Origin of the sequence: Kitasatospora aureofaciens, from assembly GCF_001188955.3 — a bacterium.
GTDB lineage: Bacteria > Actinomycetota > Actinomycetes > Streptomycetales > Streptomycetaceae > Kitasatospora > Kitasatospora aureofaciens.
Window position 1 is genome coordinate 256469 of record NZ_JPRF03000054.1, and the last position, 16856, is coordinate 273324.

Sequence of the window (16856 nt, forward strand, 5' to 3'; positions counted from 1 at the left end):
GCGGCGGCTCCGTCCGTCACCAGGCGACCTTCAACGACTACACCTCTGCGCGGCGCCGGGACAGGGGTGCCAGCTCTGCGCAGCGCTGGGACAAGAGTGCCGGAGGGCGCGGCGAGCGCCCTCCGCCGTACGGCCGTCCGGGTGAGCCGGCTCACCCGACCGTGAAGTCGGCCATCATCGCCATGGACTCGTGTTCCAGGTTGTGGCAGTGCATCAGGCACGTCCCCGCGTAGTCGGTGGGGCACACCAGCACCTCCACCGCCTCGGCCGGGCGCAGGTCGACGGTGTCCTTCCAGCCGGTGTCTGCGGCAGGGGGGCGGCTCATGTCGGGGGGCTGCTCTCTGCTTCGGCGGGGCGGGCGGGCGAGAGCGCCCGGGTTCCCCGGGTCGCCGCCGTTACACCGGGTCGGCGGCGATCCGGAGGTAGGCGGCGCGCAGCTCGGCGAGCAGCGGGTGGGCGGGGTCGAAGGCGGTGCCGTCGACGGCGGCCAGCGGGCGCAGGCCGCCGCCCGCGTTGAGCGCGAAGGCCGCGTCGAAGCGCGCCAGGTCAGCGGTGCGGACCGGCTCGCGGACCTGCGGGCCGCCGTACGCCCCGGCGAGCAGCGCCTCGGTGACGCCGGGCAGGCTGGGGCCATCGGGCCGCACCAGCCGGTCCCCGGCCAGGAAGCCGACGTTCCAGGTCGCGCCCTCGGCCACCAGGCCGTCGTCGTCGACGAGCAACACGTCGTCGTATCCGGCGAGTTGGGCGACGCGGCGGTGGTGGACCAGGCCGAACAGGCCGACGTGCTTCACCTCGGGCAGCTCACGCCGGTAAGTCACCGTCCGCACCCGCAGCGGGGCGGGCTCGACCGTCGCGGCCGGGCGGGTGGTCACCAGCAGGGCGGGGGTGGCAGGGGCGGCGGGGCGCTCCAGGCCGAGCGCCGGGTCGTACACGGTGACCCGGACGATCACCGGCGCGCCGTCTGCGGGCAGCACCGCGCGGATCCGCTCCCTGACCGCCCCCCGGTCCAGCTCGGCGGCGAACAGCACCCGGCAGTCCCGGACCAGCCGGTCCAGGTGCAGCGCCAGGCCGCGGACGCCGCCCGCCTCGACCCGCAGAGTGGTGAAGTGCCCGTAGTTGAGCAGCCCCAGGGCGGCGAGCCGCGCCGGGTCGGCGGGCGCGCCGTCGATCTCGATTTCAGCCATCCCCCGAGTCTGCCAGCTGCGGGAACGCCGGAGGTGCCGGTTCGGGCAGCATCACCGGCCGGTACGGGCTGACGACCGTACGGCCCGCCCTGCTCCGGGCGGCCCGCTCGAACTCCTCGATCCTGGCCGCCAGCCCCTCCGGCTCGCCCGCGTCCGCCCAGCGCCACGCCTCCGCCCACCACTGCGGCCCGCGCACCAGCGGACGGCCGGCCAGCGCCAGGTACAGCGCCAGCGTCGAGCGCGCGTACTCGTGCACCCAGCCGTCGCAGCCCCGGTAGTCCGCCGTCTCGTCCAGCCGCAGCCAGCGGCCCTCCTGCCCGGCGGCCAGTATCGGCACCCAGCCGCGCTGCCGGTCGGCGACCAGCAGGAGCAGCCGCCCGTCCTCCTCGCGCACCCGGTGGAGCGGGAGTTGGGGCATCCGGGCGAACGACAGCGACCGCTTCCAGCCGACCACCCACAGCCCGCGGCGCAGGTAGTAGCGGACGGCCGGCTGCCAGCTCCAGTGGGCCTCCAGCCGGAAGCCGGGCAGGCCCTCGGCGGTGGCCGCCGCGTACACCTCGTCCAGCGCGGCCGCCGCCAGCCCCCGGCCGCGCGCGTGCGGCCGCAGGTAGAGGGAGGACACGGCGAGCTGGCTCGGGCCCTTGGTCCAGTTGTCCACCGCGACCGTCCCGGCGACCGCGTCGCGCTCGCCGAGGATCCAGTACCGGCGCCGGTACAGCTCCCCACCGGGCCACTCCCGGCCGCTCTCCCCCAGCTGCTCCCGCCAGCCCCGCTCGGCCCGCGGCGTCAGCGCGTCCGGGTCCACCACCTCGCCCAGCCCGCCCTCCACCAGGGAGGCCAGGTCCCAGAGGGCGAAGCGCCGTTCCTCCCCCTCGACGACCGCCCGCAGGCGCACCCCAGCCGCCAACCGGTCCTGCGCCCGCCCGACCGCCGCATCCCACGACCTCACCACGGTGCCACCCTAGCGGCCCTCCGGGCACGACTCGTAATCCATCGGGCACCGAACGTCAGACCGTGTGGTCCGGCCCTGTGCCGACCGGCCCCGGTCCTTCCCTAGCCGACCGGCTGGCGCACCCCCGGGGTGGCGGCGGCCGGGGTGCCGCGGGGGCGGGTGAGGGCCACGGCGGCGACGACCAAGGCGCCGCCGGCCAGGGCGTTCCAGCCGACCGGCTCGGCGAGCAGGGCCGCGCCGAGCACGGTGGACCACAGGGGCATGACGTAGGTGACGGCGGAGGCCACGGCGGTGCCGGCCGTACGGACCAGGCCGAGGTTGAGCAGGTAGGCCAGGCCCGTGCCGAGGGCGCCGAGCACCAGCAGGGCGGCGGCGGCCGGGACGCCGGGCCAGTGCGGGAGGCCTGCGGCGGCCGGGGCGAACAGGGCCAACTCCGCCGTGGCGCAGGTGGTCTGGAGCGTGGAGAGGGTGGTGACCGTCTGCGGGCGGCCGGCCAGGAAGCGGCGCAGGTAGGCGAAGCCCGCGCCGTAGCAGCAGGCGGCGGACAGGCAGGCGAGGGCGCCGACGGTCACGCCGGAGCCGAGGCCGTGCCAGACCCCGAGCACGGTGAGCACGCCGACGAAGCCCAGGGCGAGGCCGGAGAGCCGGCGGGCGCCGGGGCGGCGCTCCTCGGGGACGGTCAGCACCGCGAACAGCATGGTGAACAGCGGTGTGGTCGCGTTCATCACCCCGGCGAGCACCGAACTGACCCTGGTCTCGCCGAACGGGAACAGGGTGAACGGCACGGTGTTGAGCAGCACCGCGACCACCGCCGAGTGCCCCCACAGCGCCCGGTCCCGCGGGAGCCGCTCGCCGCGCAGCAGCAGGACCGCCCACAGCGTGGTGGCGCCCAGCGCACTGCGCCACAGCGCCACCCACACGGGCGGCACGCCCGCGTCGACGGCCACCTTGATCAGGGCGAAGCTGGCGCCCCAGATCGCCGACAGTGCCACGAAGCCCGGCAACCAGCGCCGCACCCCGACCACCTCCCCGTCCAACCCGTTGTCCTGGACAGAGCGTGGCGCGGCGGCGGAACATGAGTCCAACAAGTGGCAGTGCGGGAAGGATGAGGAACTCTCATGGCATCGGAGGTCAACCTGGCCCAGCTCAGGGCGCTGGTCGCGGTCGCCGACACCGGCGGATTCGGCGCGGCCGCCGACGAACTGGGCATCAGCCAGTCCGCCGTCTCGCACGCCGTCGCCGCGCTGGAGCGCTCGCTCGGCGCGCCCGTGCTGCGGCGCGGCACGCCCTGCCGGCCGACCCCGCTCGGCGAGCAGGTCCTGCCGCACGCCCGTACCGCCGTCGCCTCCGCCGCCGCGGTGCGCACCATCGCCACCAGGCACTCCGGCGGCCCGACCGGCACCGTACGCCTGGCGGCGCCGACCACCGTCTGCCAGGCGCTGCTGCCCGGGCTGCTGCGGGACTGGAAGGCGGCGTACCCGCAGGTCACCGTACGGGTCTTCGAGGGCGAGGACGCCGAGCTGGCCACCTGGCTGGAAGCCGGCACGGTGGACGCCGCCGTCCTGGTCGACGCCGACCGGCCGCCGCCGGGGGCGGTGGCGCTCGGCGCCGACTCGATGCACGCGCTGCTGCGCCGCGACCACCCGCTCGCCGGCCAGGAGACCGTCCACGTCGGTGAGTTGGAGGACGACGACTTCCTGCTCTCCGAGGGCGGCTGCGAACGCCACATCCGCGAGGCGTACCGCCGGGCGGGCGCCCGCTTCGCGCCCCGGCACCGCATCCGCGACCTCAACACGCTGATCGGCATGGTGCACGCGGGCGTCGGGGTCTCGGTGATGCCCGCGCTGGCGCTGACCATGCTGCCGCCGGACTGCGTGCTGGTCCCGATCCGGCCCGCCGTCCACCGGACCCTGACCCTCACCGGGCCGAGCCACCGGCCCTGGTCCCCGGCGGTCACCGGCCTGCTCGCCGGGGTGGGGACGACCGTCCCGGTCTGAGCGGCGCTTTTCGACGCCACGGGCAGGGCCGATGGAGCTTTTCACCGTTCCGAGCGGACGCGACTGGCGGAGGAGGCCGTCCGGACCGAGGGTGGCGGCGTCCCGACCGCCCGCCCGACCACGGAGCACCCCTTGCCCATCCACCCGCGCCGCCGGCTCGCGCTCTGCGCACTGCTCACCGCCGAGGCGATGAACCTGCTGGACGCGACCGTGGTCCAGGTCGCCGCACCGCTGATGCGCGCTCAACTGGGCGGCCCGGTGACCGCCGTGCCCTGGCTGACCTCCGCCTACACCCTGCCGTTCGCCGTCCTGCTGCTCACCGGCGGCCGCCTCGGCGACCGGTTCGGACGGCGCCGGATTTTCCGGACCGGCGTCACCGCCTTCCTGCTCGCCTCGCTGGTCTGCGCCTGCGCCCCCGCCCTGGGCGTGCTGATCGCCGTCCGCGCCGTCCAGGGCGCCGCGGCCGCCCTGATCGTGCCGCAGACCATCGGCCTGATCAAGGCCATGTTCCCGGGCGATGAGACGGCCCGGGCGCTCGGCGCGATCGGACCGGTGATGGGACTCGCGGCGGTGACCGGGCCGGTGCTCGGCGGGCTGCTCACCCACGCCGACCTGCTCGGCTCCTCCTGGCGCGCTGTCTTCCTGGTCAATCTGCCGCTCTCGCTCGCCGTCCTGGCACTCGCCCCGCTGCTCCCCGAGGACCGCGCCCCGCGCCGCCCCGGTCTCGACCCGGTCGGCGGCGCGCTCGCAGCGACGGCGGCCGGACTGCTGGTGCTGCCGCTGCTGGACGGATCTCGCTGGCCGCTGACGGCCGCCGGGGCTGCTCTCGCGCTCGCCTTCGCCGCCCACCAGCGGCACGCCGCCCGGCGCGGCGCGGACACCCTGGTGGAGCCGAGCCTGTTCCGCTCGGCGCGCTTCCCGGCCGCACTGCTCGCACTGGCGCTGGCCTTCGCGGTCACCACCGGACTCACCCTGGTCGTCGTGCTCCAACTCCAACTCGTCTCCGGGGCTGATGCGTTGTCCTGCGGGCTGACCCTGCTGCCGATGTCGGCGGGGCTCGCGGCCGGCTCGCTGTGGGCGGGCGGTCAGCTGGTCCGGCGGTACGGGGCGCGGGTGATGCCCGCCGGGCTCGCCGTCCTGGCGGTGGGACTGCTGGCCACCGCCGCCGCCTACCGCACCGGGGAGCGGTCGGGGTCGCTGCCGTACGCGCTCGCGGTGGTCGGCCTCGGGCAGGGCCTGTTCACCCCGGCCTTCTTCGGCACCGCCCTGCGACCGCTGCGGCCGCAGGAGACCGGCTCGGCGGCGGGTCTGCTCAACGCCGTCCAACAGCTCGGCGCCACCGTGGGCGTGGCCCTGCTCGGGCGGGTCTACCTGGCCTCCCCCGACGCCGCCGGGGCGCAGCGGGCCTGCTGGGCGGCGGTGGCGGCACTCGCGGCCGTCGCGGCTGCGACCAGGTGGATGACCGCCCCCGGACCGGCCGGGGCGGCACAATCGGACGGCCGCACCTCCGACCACCAGGAAGCCACGCATGCTCGATGAGCTCGACCGCGCCCTCGTCCACGCCCTGCGGGTCGACGGGCGCGCGCCGTTCAGCCGGATCGCATCCGTGCTCGACGTCTCGCCGCAGACCGTCGCCCGCCGCTACCGGCGGCTGCGGTCCGAGGCCGGGCTGCGCGTGGTCGGGCTGGCCGATCCCCACCGGGCCGGACGGGTGCAGTGGCTCCTGCGGCTGACGGCCGGGCCGCACACCGCGCAAGGGCTCGCCCAGGCACTGGTCCGGCGCGGCGACACCGCCTGGGTCAAACTCACCTCCGGCGGCACCGAGATCACCGCGATCGTGGAGACCGACCCCGGCCCGGACGGCCACACCCTGCTGCTGCGCGACATCCCACGCACCGCGGCCGTCACCGCCGTCTCCGCCCACTGCCTGCTGCACACCTACCGGGGCGGCCCGACCGCCTGGCCGGTGAGCACCGAGGCGCTCACCGAGCAGCAGCAGGCCGCGCTCCGGCCGGGCGACCTCGGCGCGCCGAACAGCCCGAGCACGCTGGGCGGCCCGAATGCGCCGGGAAGTCCGGGTGCGCCGGGCGGTCGGCCGCCCGGCCTGGACGCCTCCGACCTGGCCCTGCTCGGTGCCCTGCACGTCGACGGCCGCACGCCGCTCGGCGAACTCGCCGCCGCCACCGGGCGCACCCCGGCCACCGCCGCCCGCCGGCTCGGTGAACTGCGCGCCGACGGAACGGTCTTCCTGGACGTGGAGCTGGACCCCCGGCTGCTGGGGGCCGGCATGCAGGCGCTGCTGTGGCTGAGCATCACCCCCGCCCACGTCGACCGGGTCGGCCGCGCCCTGGCCACCCACCGCGAGCTCGCCTTCGTCGCCGCCACGACCGGCCCCAGCAATCTCGCGGCCCTCGCCCTGTGCACCGATCCGGCCGACCTGCACCGCTATCTGACCCGGCGGCTGGGGGAGGTCGCGGGGATCACCGCCCTGGAGTCGGCGCCGGTCCTGCGGACGCTCAAGGCGGCGGGGCCGGTCCCGACGGCGGGGCGCGCGGACCGCTCCTCCGGCGGATGACCGAGGGCGGGGCGCCCTCCGGGCGGCTTGACCGCTTGGGGGTTGACCACCGCTCCCCAACAGGTCTATACCAGTGATGACCTTTCGGCAACCACCCACCGCCGAGGGTCCGTTCGGCCTGATCCGCGCCGCCCCCACACCCGGCGCGACCAGGCCCGCCCTCCCCCGTCGCCGCTTCCTGGAAAGGCTTCCGATGGAACGCGTTCTTCCCCCACACCCCGCCCCCGCCACTCCCCGCAGACGCCGCACCGGCCGGGCCGCGCTCGCCGTGGCCGGCGTGCTCGGCCTGGTCGCCGGCGGGGTCGCCGCGCTGACCGCCACCGGCGCCGCCTCGGCCGCCACCACCGACGCGGGCACCGGCCTGGGCAGCAACTGGTACGCCTCGGCGCCGTACCTGATGCCCGAGGACAACAGCCCGCCGGACGCCGCCGCCGTGATGGACGCGGCCGGGCAGCGGGCCTTCCAACTGGCCTTCATCCTCGCCCAGGGCAACAGCTGTTCGCCCGCCTGGGGCGGCACCTCCTCGATCGACTCCGACACCACCATGCCCGCCGTCATCCAGACCGTCCGCGGCAAGGGCGGGGACGTCTCGGTGTCGGTCGGCGGGTACGGCGGCACCAAGCTGGGCCAGGTCTGCGGCACGCCCGAGGCGACCGCCGCGGGCTACCAGCGGGTGATCACCAAGTACAACCTCAAGGCGATCGACTTCGACCTGGAGGAGCCGGAGTACGAGAACACCGCCGCGATCCACAACGAGATCGGCGCCGCCCGCATCCTCCAGCAGAACAACCCCGGCCTGTACGTCTCGATCACCACCGCCGGGACGACCGCCGGCACCGGCTGGTTCGGCACCCAGATGCTCAACGAGGCCAAGTCGCAGGGCTTCACGCCGAACAACTTCTCGATCATGCCGTTCGACGGCGGCTTCAACGGCGCCGCCGCACAGACCGACGCGCTGGTGAAGTTCAACCAGATCCTGCAGACCACCTTCGGCTGGAACGAGGCCACCGCGTACGCCCACGAGGGCGTCTCGATGATGAACGGCCGCACCGACGCCGCCGAGTACTTCCGCCAGGCCGACTTCCAGGCCGTCCTGGACTTCGCCACCGCGCACGGCCTGGCCCGCTACACCTACTGGTCGGTGAACCGGGACCGCCAGTGCGCGGGCAACGTCGACCCGGGGCTGTCCGGCTCCTGCTCCAGCGTGGCGCAGAACGACTGGGACTTCACCAAGTACACGGTGAAGTTCGCCGGGGCGACGCCGCCCACCACCCCGCCGACCACGCCGCCGTCCACCCCGCCGACCGGCCCGGGCACGCCGAGCGGCACCCCGACCGGCAACCCGGGCGTCTGCACCGCCCCGGCGTGGAGCGCGAGCACCACGTACACCGCGGGCGCGAAGGTCTCGTACAACGGGCACAACTACCACGCCAAGTGGTGGACGCTGAACGAGGTGCCGAGCGCCAGCGGCCAGTGGGGCGTCTGGGCCGACGACGGCCCCTGCTGACCGCGGCACCGGACGAACGAGGGGCGGGCGCTCACAACGCCCGCCCTTTCCCGGTCAGTTGGCGGTCATCCGCGTCCGCAGCTCGGCCAGCGCCGGGCGCAGCGCCGTCCGGTCCCCGGCGGCGGCCTGCCCCAGCGCCTGGCGGACGGACTCGTCCCCGAAGGTCGGATCGAGCCCCGGCTCGGCCGCCCGGGCTCTCCGACAGTCCAGTCCGAACCCGAAAGCGCCGCCGCCCGGTCACCGGTGGCATCTTGCTGCCTGACAGCTTTCTGACACCGCGCACGCCACCGTCGGCGCCGACGATCAGTCAGTGTGGTTACCGTGCACGCCATTCGCTTCCACCTGCGCGCCCCGGACCGCCCCGACGGCCCCCCGACCTCGACCCCCGGGGCCGTCCACGACGGCCTGGCCCGCGGCCTGCCCGCCCCGGCCCGGATCGAGCACGCCCGGATCCTGACCGGCCCCGGCACGGTCGACGGGGTCGCCTTCGTCCTCGCCGACAACCTGCTCGCCGCCGAGGCCGCCCTCGCCGCCGCCTGCGCCACCCTCACCGGCCCGACCGGCCCCCTGCCCCACTGGGACGTACCGCACTGCGCCCTGGACACCCTGCTGGCCCTCGGCCTGCACGAACTCCCGGCCTGCCCGTGACCTGAACCCTCAGGCCGCACCGAGCCCGGCGTCCGGCGTCTTCCCCGCCTGCGCCTGCTCGATCCGCTTGACCAGCATCACGGCGAACCGCCGCGCGGCCGGCAGGTCCACCGGCCCGCCCTCCGTCGTCACGCTCGCCACCACGGTGCCCGAACGCACCACGGTGCTCACCCCGTCCCCCGCCGACAGCGGCCCGACGAACACCTGGCTCTCGCTGCCCAGCGCCGGAGCGTCCACCTTGTGGAACGGCCCGACGGGATACGACGCGTACGTCTCCTTCAACCGGTTCCTGGCCGCGTCCCGGCTGGGCAACGTCTCCACCAGGAACCGGGTCACCAGATCCCCCGAGGAGAACCGCACCGACCCGCTCAACGGCTTGCCCGTACACGGCGCCGACGCCGAACAGGTCACGGAGTGGTCGGCGGTGTCGACCTTGCGCTTCTCCTCGTCCCATCCAGCCATCACCTTGGCGTCCGGCAACACCTGCCCGACCACCTTGTCGTCCAGCAGCGTCCCCTCCAGATCCGCGCTCGGCGCCGCGACCGCCGGCACCGGCGTCGCGCTCCCGCCGGCGCCCGATGCCCCACCCGGCGACGCGGAGGCCACAGCGGACGCCGAGCCCCCGGCGCCCGTCGGCACCGCAGCAGCAGCACTCGTCACCGCCGAGGCCGCCGGACTCCCCGAACCAGCCGAACTCCCGGCCCCCACAGCCCCCTTGCCGTCCCCCGACCCCCCGGACGAACACCCCACCAGCACCCCCGCCAGCACCCCGCCCGCCACCACGGCGACCATCCGCCGTCCACCCATCCCCATTGCCCGCTCCCTTTACGGCTGTCCGTGACCCCTCAAGATAGCGACCACCCCACCCCTCACCCGCGTCGGGTCCCCCGCACACGAACCGCCCGCCCCGGGAACGCCGAAGGGGCGGCGGCCTCCACGGCCACCGCCCCACCGGACATCCCGACCGAACGGTCAGACCGCCGGAACCGGGAACGTCGGGTACTCGACACCCGAGATGTACTGCACGACCCGCACGACCTGGCACGAGTAGCCGAACTCGTTGTCGTACCACAGGTAGAGGATCGCGTTGTCGCCGTCGACCTTGGTCGCCCCGGCGTCCACGATCGAGGCGTGGCGCGAGCCGATGAAGTCGCTGGAGACCGCGTCGGGCGAGTCGATGAAGTCGATCTGGCGCTTCAGCGGCGAGGTCAGCGAGATGTTCCGCAGGTAGTCGAGGACCTCCTCGCGGTCGGCCTCCCGCTTCAGCTGCAGGTTGAGGATCGCGATGGACACGTCCGGCACCGGCACGCGGATCGAGCTGCCGGTGATCTTCGCCTTGAGGTCCGGCAGGGCCTTGGCGACGGCCGAGGCGGCACCGGTCTCGGTGATCACCATGTTCAGCGGCGCGGAGCGGCCGCGGCGGTCGGCCTTGTGGTAGTTGTCCAGCAGGTTCTGGTCGTTGGTGAACGAGTGGACGGTCTCCACGTGGCCGCGCACGACGCCGTACTCGTCCTCCATCGCCTTCAGCGGCGGGACGATGGCGTTGGTGGTGCAGGAGGCGCAGGAGATGATCTGCTCGTCCGGCTTGATCATGTCGTGGTTGACACCGTGCACGATGTTCGGCACGTCGCCCTTGCCCGGGGCGGTCAGCACGACCTTGGCGATGCCGGGGCGCAGGTGCTTGGACAGGCCCTCGCGGTCACGCCACTTGCCGGTGTTGTCGATCAGGATCGCGTCCTTGATCCCGTACTCCGTGTAGTCGACCTCGCTCGGGTCGTTGGAGTAGATCACCGTGATCTCGTTGCCGTTGACGACGATCTTGTTGTTCGCCTCGTCGACGGTGATGGTGCCCTGGAACTGGCCGTGGATCGAGTCCCGGCGCAGCAGCGACGCGCGCTTGACCAGGTCGTCGCCGCCGCCGTTGCGCACGACGATGGCCTTCAGCCGCAGGCCGTTGCCGGAGGCCTTCTCGATCAGCAGACGGGCGACCAGCCGGCCGATGCGGCCGAACCCGTACAGCACGACGTCCTGCGCGGACCGGCGCTCCAGCTTGTTCTCACCGGTGGCACCGGCGACGGCGCGGGCGGTGAACTCCTCCACCGACAGGCCGTGGTCGTCCGCCCGGTAGGTCGAGGCGAGCATCCCGAGGTCGATCTGCGAGGGGCCGAGGTCCAGGGTGGTCAGCGCCTGCAGGAACGGCATCGTCTCGGTGACCGAGAGCTCCTCGCCCGCGATCTGCCGGGCGAAGCGGTGCGTCTTGAGGATGCTGACCACCGACTTGTTCACCAGGGAACGGCTGTGGAGCAGGACGGTCACGTCCTTCTCCCGGTGCAGCCGCCCGATGATCGGGATCATCGACTCCGCGATCTCCTCGCGGTTCTTCCAGTCCGTGAACACGTCGTCGTTGACAGTCACAAGTCCATCTTTCGAGCTGAGGGTGTTGCCCACATGGTAGCTTCGCCCGCCTCCGGCCCAACGGGCGGTCCCCTCCTTCCCCGCCCCGCCCGAGCCTCCCACCTGCGCTTTCCTCCGCACCCCCGTCCGCAAAGGTGATCACCGCCACCCGACGGACACAGGTCTACCCGGGTAGAACACGCCGCCTGTTCTTGTGGACCAAGTCAAGTTGTCACGGTGCATCCCGGCACGCCGGCACGGGACGTCGGACCGAGTAGTCGGGCCGACCCAACACCTTCCGGAGACTCCGCCGCAGCCGCCGAACCGGTCGTCCGGGTGACCCTCGCGGAGGTCTCGCATCGCCGGGGTCGGCCGCGCCGCCGTCGGCACGTCGAGGGCACGTCGGAACCGCTCCGACACAAGTGCGGCGGCCACGGGTTCCTGCGGCCTGCGCGGGGCGCCCGTCGCGGTGCCCAGCGGCACCTGGACCTCTTACCGCGACGTCGGGGTCTGGGAGCAGCAGGGTGGCCGCGCCGACGAGACCAGTCGCTTCCCGATGCTCGACACCGGTACTCCCTCCCAGCCGCACCTGCTGTGGCCGCTCGCGCTCTACCCCGTTACGGGGGCGACCGAGGTGGTCTTCCAGTGTCTGAAGGACCGCAGCCCGTTCGATGACGCCGAGATTGGGCGGGAGCTGCTGCGACGGTTCGACGAGATCGACGGCATCGAGCTGGCGGAGGCCAACTGGACCTCCGCCCGTCCCTCCCGCTCCAGGTGTTCGCCGACCACCCGGAGGAGGTCTGCGCGTTGCTGGAGCTCGCGCAGCGCACCTGAGCCGGATTGCTGTGCTGCCGAGCCGAGTTGAAGAATTCGGCTCGGCGGCGCGCGGCGTTGTCAGACGGGTATGCGCCGGGACGGGGGCTGGTTCTGGCTTTCGAGGTCGGTGCGCTCGTCGTCGGGCGTGAGCATCCGGAGGGCGGTGATGACGCCGAGGGCGACGGTGGCGAACGCGAGCGAGAGGAGAACAGCGAAGGCGGCGCCGATCAGGAAGGCGGCGGTGCCGGCTCTCACCCGTGCTCATCTCCTTCGAGGTCGCGGAGGTTGAGCAGCGTGCTCACGGGCGCGTGGCCGAAGTCGACCAGGGTCCGGCCGTCGAGGGTCGTCTCGCCGGGGGCGGCGGAACCCCGGAGGAGACCGTACGGGAGCCCGCGCCGGTGCAACTCGCCGAGGAGGGTGGTGGTCTGCGGCGCGGTGTAGTCGTGCATCCCGGGGTCGGTCGGCGCGACGGGGATGCGGTGGCGGCTCACGCGGGGAAGTCCAGCTCGTACCAGACCGTCTTGCCACGCTTCTGGGGGTCGACGCCCCAGCGGTGGGTGAGCCCCTCGACGAGCTGGAGGCCGCGCCCGGACTCGGCGAGGCGGCTGGGGGTGCGCGGCGCGGGAAGGGCGTCGCTCTCGTCCGCGACGCAGACGCGGAGGGTGCGGGTGAGGGAGAAGTAGACGACAGGGGCGGGGGTCCGGCCGTGCCCCCAGGCGTTGGCGATCAGCTCAAGTGCCCTCTCCGAAGGAGAGTCACACGCCCTCATTCGGTCCCTCAAAGACGAACTGGAAAGCAAGCATGGTTAGTTCCGCCTGGCAAAAGTCCAGCTACTCCGCCGCGAATGACAACTGCGTCGAGGTGCGTACCGCCGACGGGGTGGTCGAGCTACGCGAGTCCGACGACGGCGAAGTCATAGTCCGCACCGCCCCGGCCAGGTTCGCCGAGTTCCTCCGAGCCGCCAAGGCAGGCGAGTTCGACCACCACGTCAACTGACCGCCGGTGGTCCCTCGCTCCGTGGAATGGATGACCAGCCGTTCCGGTGCGACGGCGACCGCTTCCAGCGGCGGCCGGCCCTCCGGCGCAAGACCCAGGTGGACGTCCTCGGGGCGCAGATGAACGGTGAACTCCTGCTCGGCCCGGACGAACACCCCCATCACCCGTCGGCAGAGCTCACAACTCTCCGTGGTGAGATGCGCGAAAGGCCGGTACCTCTCGCCGGCTCGGTCCGGGACGCCGTCCCGCGGGCTCGAACTCGGATCGTCGCCGCCGGTCATGGCCGCCATCGTGCCGGACGGCCGTATCTGCGCGAACCGGTTCACCGAAACCGGGGCGACTTCGCGGAGGATTTGCCGGGGGCGCGGCGGGGTGGGGTAATGAGAGACGGCCGGTGTTTCAACGTCCCGTGAGAGACCCGGGAGCTTGTGATGAGCGGTGGGCCGGAACCGATCAGTGCCGAGGGGCTGCGCGCGGTGCGCGAGGAGTTGGCACAGCTGCGGGTGGAGCGGGGGGAGGTGGCCGCGACGCTTCGGGGGGATGGTCCGGCGGGTGATTCCGCGGATGCCGCCGACGAACTTCAGCGGGCCTCCGACGTGACGCGGCTGGACCGGCGGATCGCCGAGCTGGAGGGGCGGCTGCGGGAGGCCGAGGTGGCCGGGGCACCGTCGACCGAGGTGATCGGGGTGGGTTCGACCGTCACCGTGCGGTTCTCGGACGGCGAGGAGGAGACCGTCGAGATCTCGGAGCTGGCGGAGGAGCGGGAAATGACCCTGGTGACCTACGACAGCCCGTTGGGGAAGGCGCTGTTGGGCCGCCGGGCCGGGGAGACGGTGAACTACGAGACGCCGGGCGGCGCGGCGAGCGCGGTCGTGCTGGCGGTGGGGAACGGCCGGTAGGCCAAGGGCGGAATTCCCGGTCGGGGGGTGCTCGCCCGGCCTCCGACGGGCGCGGCTCGTCGGCTTCACGGGAACCACCTCTTCGACGCCCCGGGGCGATGAACCACGGCGTGGCCGCGGTGGGCGTCCTCAGCCTGGCGGTCGCCGCCGCCCCCAGCCGCCGCCCCCAGCCGCCGCCACCTGCCCGAACCGCGCACCGCCGGCAGGAGGGAGGATTCATCCGTACCGACCGGATCGAACCCCGAGGAGCCGACGACGATGGGCCGAGTGACCGTTCCGCGCAGGATACTGCGACTGCGCCAGGGCACCCCCTCGCACCGCCCCGACACCCTCGCCGCCGAGGAGCCGATGGAGATCCGGGTCGGCGGCCGCCCGCTGACGGTGACCATGCGCACCCCCGGCAGCGACTTCGACCTCGCGGCCGGCTTCCTGGTGAGCGAGGGCGTGCTGCACGCCGCCGACCACCTGGCCGGGATCCGCTACTGCGCCGGCGCCACCGCCGACGGCGGCAACACCTACAACGTGGTGGACGTGGTGCTCGCCGCCGGTGTGCCCGCCCCGGACGCCTCGCTGGAGCGCAACTTCTACACCACCTCCTCCTGCGGCCTGTGCGGCAAGGCCAGCCTGGACGCGGTGCGCACCACCGCGCCGTGGAGCGTCGCCGAGGACGGGCTGCGGGTCACCCCCGAGCTGCTCTCCGCACTGCCCGACCGGCTGCGCGCCGCCCAGAAGGTCTTCGACAGCACCGGCGGCCTGCACGCGGCCGGACTGTTCGACGCCGGGGGCCGGCTGCTCTGCCTGCGCGAGGACGTGGGCCGGCACAACGCGGTGGACAAGGTGGTCGGCCACGCGCTGCGCGAGGGCCTGCTCCCGGCGCGCGGCACGGTGCTGATGGTCAGCGGCCGGGCCTCCTTCGAGCTGGTCCAGAAGGCCGTGATGGCCGGCATCCCGATGCTCGCCGCCGTCTCCGCGCCCTCCTCGCTGGCGGCGGACCTCGCCGAGGAGAGCGGGCTGACGCTGGTCGGCTTCCTGCGCGGCGACTCGATGAACGTCTACACCCGCACGGACCGGATCGACACCGGCCCGGAAGACGCCTCCCGGGACGGCGAGTAGCCGGTCGGGCCGCCCGTAGCGGGCCGGCCCGGCCGTGGCCGTAGCCGGTCGGGCCGGCCGTAGCCGTAGCGGGCCGGCCCGGGTCAGTCGGAGGGCTGGGGCGTCCAGCGGTGCAGGCCCTTGCGGTCGTAGTAGCGGGTCATCCCGAAGCCGAAGGCCAGGGCCAGCACCACACCGACGGCGATCATGATCCAGCCGCGGGCCAGTCCGGCGTCGGAGCGCGCGTCGAAGAAGAGGATCGCCCGGATGCCGTCGCTCAGCTGTCGCATCGGCTCGAAGGCGCCGAGGAAGCGGTAGAAGGCGGGCACCGCCTGCAGCGGGACGGTCGCCCCGGAGGACGGCAGGGCCAGGGCGATGAAGACGAACATGGATACCAGCTGCCCGATCCCGCCGAACGCGGCGTTGATCGCCTGCACCCCGAGGCCGACGGCCAGGCTGGCGCAGTAGGCGAAGAGCCAGAGCATCGCCATGTGCGGGGCGTCCATGCCGAGGATGCCTACGGTGCAGAGCAGCACCAGCGAGGTGGTGAGCAGCATGATCCCGGCGGTCATCACCATCTTGAGCAGCAGGGTCTGGGTGCGGCTGATCGGTACGGTCGGGCGGCGGGTGTGCCAGGGGCCGATCTCGCTGTCGCTGTAGCCGAGCGCGCCGTCGACGCCGTTGTGGATGATGTTGCCGCCGATGAAGCCGCTCAGGACGGACAGCAGGGTGTAGTAGAAGGCGCTCAGGCCGAGCCCGCTGTGGCTGCCGATCGGGCCGGCCTTGGTGGTGACGGCGAACGGGTCGGCGAGCAGCAGTCGGGCGGTGGCGCCGCCGTCCGGTCCGGAGGACTTGGTGGCGGGTACGGCGGCGAGCAGCTGCCTGCCGGTGGCGAGCGAGGCCTGGTGGGCGGCGCCCTGGGCGATCTGCGAGGCCATCGAGGCACCCAGGCTGCCCAGGGCCGGGTTGGTGAGGACGGTGAGGGTGGGCCGCGCGGTGGCCCCGCCGGTGGCCAGCCCGGTGACGGCGGCGGTGAAGTCCGCGGGGACGAGCAGTGCGGCGTAGACCTTGCCGGAGGAGATCAGGTCGTGGGCGCCGGCCTCGTCGGTCTGCTTCCAGTCGACGGTCTCGCCGGGTGTGCCGGCCACCACCGCCCGGGTCAGCTCGGTGCCGGAGTTCACCGCCCGGCCGGGCGGCGGGGCGCCCCGGTCGGCGTTCACCAGGGCGATCGGCAGCCGGTGCAGGTTCCCGTTCGGGTTGACGATGCCGCCCATGTAGAGCAGCGAGAGCAGCACGGCCACCAGGGCGCAAAGGACGCTCGGGAAGAGCCACAGTTTCGGTCGCCGGGCGAGTGCCAGCGCCCTCGCCTGCCGGGGAGCCCCCGGGGAACCCGTGGTCGCCATGCCACCCCTCGGTTTCGGGCAACGGGCGGGTGCCGTGCCGCTGCGGGTACGGCGGGAAGTCGTTCCGTGGGCGCGTGGCGGTCAAACCCGCGTCACCCGGGCGGTGGCACCTCCACACCCCCACCAAAGGTAAATATTCTACCAAGTGCGCAAGTATCGCGCTCCGGCCGGTCCATGCCACTCTCCCCACTCGCACAACTGACGATGCGTCAGCGCCGCACGGCGCACGCATCATCGACGCACGCGGCTCCGCCGTGCCCGCACGGGCGCGCACCACCGCGCGCCGATGCGCCGTGCTCGTACGCAGGGAGGGGCTGCTGCCGTACACCCCCAACCGCCCCGCGCGCCCGGGGCCCACGGGAGGAACGCCATGACCACCGGCACCACTCTCAA

18 protein-coding genes and 1 pseudogene are annotated in these 16856 nt (G+C 73.6%); 9 read left to right on the forward strand and 10 right to left on the reverse strand.

Annotated elements, in window-relative coordinates:
* Positions 1-151 precede the first annotated feature (151 nt).
* The 4 genes and pseudogenes from HS99_RS41800 to HS99_RS31195 form a co-directional block, all read right to left on the reverse strand.
* A pseudogene (locus tag HS99_RS41800) lies at positions 152-328 on the reverse strand (multicopper oxidase domain-containing protein); the annotation flags it as partial.
* A 67-nt stretch (positions 329-395) separates the two neighbouring features.
* Positions 396-1184 carry an aminotransferase class IV gene (locus HS99_RS31185; RefSeq protein ID WP_030280041.1) on the reverse strand — a complete coding sequence of 263 codons (789 nt, stop codon included), beginning with the start codon at positions 1182-1184 and terminating at the stop codon, positions 396-398.
* Positions 1177-2136: a GNAT family N-acetyltransferase gene (locus tag HS99_RS31190; protein WP_094742891.1), complete on the reverse strand. Its 960-nt coding sequence runs from the start codon at positions 2134-2136 to the stop codon at positions 1177-1179. The genes HS99_RS31185 and HS99_RS31190 overlap by 8 nt, the downstream gene beginning before the upstream one ends.
* 101 nt (positions 2137-2237) lie before the next feature.
* A complete protein-coding gene (locus HS99_RS31195) occupies positions 2238-3173 on the reverse strand; it encodes a DMT family transporter (protein ID WP_030551855.1) in 936 nt (311 codons plus the stop codon).
* A gap of 81 nt (positions 3174-3254) precedes the next feature.
* On the opposite strand from HS99_RS31195, the gene HS99_RS31200 reads away from it, so the two are divergent.
* The 5 genes from HS99_RS31200 to HS99_RS44285 all read left to right on the forward strand — a co-directional run bounded on the left by HS99_RS31200 (position 3255) and on the right by HS99_RS44285 (position 8863).
* The gene (locus HS99_RS31200) at positions 3255-4133 is read left to right on the forward strand and encodes a LysR family transcriptional regulator (protein ID WP_030280038.1); all 879 of its coding nucleotides are present in this window, start codon (positions 3255-3257) and stop codon (positions 4131-4133) included.
* 132 nt (positions 4134-4265) lie between these two features.
* On the forward strand, positions 4266-5672 hold the full coding sequence (locus HS99_RS31205) for an MFS transporter (protein WP_046387245.1): 1407 nt from the start codon (positions 4266-4268) through the stop codon (positions 5670-5672).
* The gene (locus HS99_RS31210) at positions 5662-6708 is read left to right on the forward strand and encodes an Lrp/AsnC family transcriptional regulator (RefSeq protein WP_030551859.1); all 1047 of its coding nucleotides are present in this window, start codon (positions 5662-5664) and stop codon (positions 6706-6708) included. The genes HS99_RS31205 and HS99_RS31210 overlap by 11 nt, the downstream gene beginning before the upstream one ends.
* Positions 6709-6901: 193 nt before the next feature.
* Positions 6902-8215 (forward strand): carbohydrate-binding protein, encoded by a 1314-nt coding sequence (locus tag HS99_RS31215; protein WP_078958638.1) that lies wholly within the window; start codon positions 6902-6904, stop codon positions 8213-8215.
* 321 nt (positions 8216-8536) lie between these two features.
* Positions 8537-8863 (forward strand): hypothetical protein, encoded by a 327-nt coding sequence (locus HS99_RS44285; protein ID WP_030280034.1) that lies wholly within the window; start codon positions 8537-8539, stop codon positions 8861-8863.
* Positions 8864-8872: 9 nt separating this feature from the next.
* On the opposite strand, the gene HS99_RS31225 is transcribed toward HS99_RS44285, so the two are convergent.
* Positions 8873-9415, reverse strand: coding sequence for a hypothetical protein (locus HS99_RS31225; RefSeq protein WP_141763852.1), 543 nt, complete (start codon positions 9413-9415; stop codon positions 8873-8875).
* A gap of 420 nt (positions 9416-9835) precedes the next feature.
* Positions 9836-11278 carry a glyceraldehyde-3-phosphate dehydrogenase gene (locus tag HS99_RS31230; RefSeq protein WP_030289960.1) on the reverse strand — a complete coding sequence of 481 codons (1443 nt, stop codon included), beginning with the start codon at positions 11276-11278 and terminating at the stop codon, positions 9836-9838.
* Positions 11279-11726: 448 nt separating this feature from the next.
* Here HS99_RS31230 and HS99_RS31235 point away from each other — a divergent pair, with 448 nt between their 5' ends.
* Entirely contained in the window at positions 11727-12122 is a 396-nt protein-coding gene (locus tag HS99_RS31235; RefSeq protein ID WP_030551866.1) for a hypothetical protein, read from the forward strand.
* A gap of 29 nt (positions 12123-12151) precedes the next feature.
* On the opposite strand, the gene HS99_RS45400 is transcribed toward HS99_RS31235, so the two are convergent.
* From HS99_RS45400 to HS99_RS31245, 3 genes are read right to left on the reverse strand one after another with little or no spacing between them, the layout of a single operon-like run.
* Entirely contained in the window at positions 12152-12328 is a 177-nt protein-coding gene (locus tag HS99_RS45400) for a hypothetical protein (protein ID WP_157846540.1), read from the reverse strand.
* On the reverse strand, positions 12325-12564 hold the full coding sequence (locus HS99_RS31240) for a hypothetical protein (protein WP_030551868.1): 240 nt from the start codon (positions 12562-12564) through the stop codon (positions 12325-12327). The genes HS99_RS45400 and HS99_RS31240 overlap by 4 nt, the downstream gene beginning before the upstream one ends.
* Positions 12561-12842 carry an ATP-binding protein gene (locus tag HS99_RS31245; RefSeq protein WP_050366482.1) on the reverse strand — a complete coding sequence of 94 codons (282 nt, stop codon included), beginning with the start codon at positions 12840-12842 and terminating at the stop codon, positions 12561-12563. Before HS99_RS31245 ends, HS99_RS31240 begins: the two co-directional genes overlap by 4 nt.
* A gap of 32 nt (positions 12843-12874) precedes the next feature.
* On the opposite strand from HS99_RS31245, the gene HS99_RS41805 reads away from it, so the two are divergent.
* The 3 genes from HS99_RS41805 (at position 12875) to fdhD (ending at position 15081) form a co-directional block, all read left to right on the forward strand.
* The gene (locus HS99_RS41805; protein WP_030597462.1) at positions 12875-13069 is read left to right on the forward strand and encodes a DUF397 domain-containing protein; all 195 of its coding nucleotides are present in this window, start codon (positions 12875-12877) and stop codon (positions 13067-13069) included.
* Positions 13070-13500: 431 nt separating this feature from the next.
* Positions 13501-13968: a GreA/GreB family elongation factor gene (locus tag HS99_RS31255; RefSeq protein ID WP_030289963.1), complete on the forward strand. Its 468-nt coding sequence runs from the start codon at positions 13501-13503 to the stop codon at positions 13966-13968.
* 258 nt (positions 13969-14226) lie between these two features.
* Complete coding sequence (gene fdhD / locus HS99_RS31260) at positions 14227-15081, forward strand: formate dehydrogenase accessory sulfurtransferase FdhD (RefSeq protein ID WP_030289964.1); 855 nt, start codon at positions 14227-14229, stop codon at positions 15079-15081.
* Positions 15082-15164: 83 nt separating this feature from the next.
* On the opposite strand, the gene HS99_RS31265 is transcribed toward fdhD, so the two are convergent.
* A complete protein-coding gene (locus HS99_RS31265; RefSeq protein WP_030551874.1) occupies positions 15165-16463 on the reverse strand; it encodes a YhgE/Pip domain-containing protein in 1299 nt (432 codons plus the stop codon).
* Positions 16464-16856: the final 393 nt, after the last annotated feature.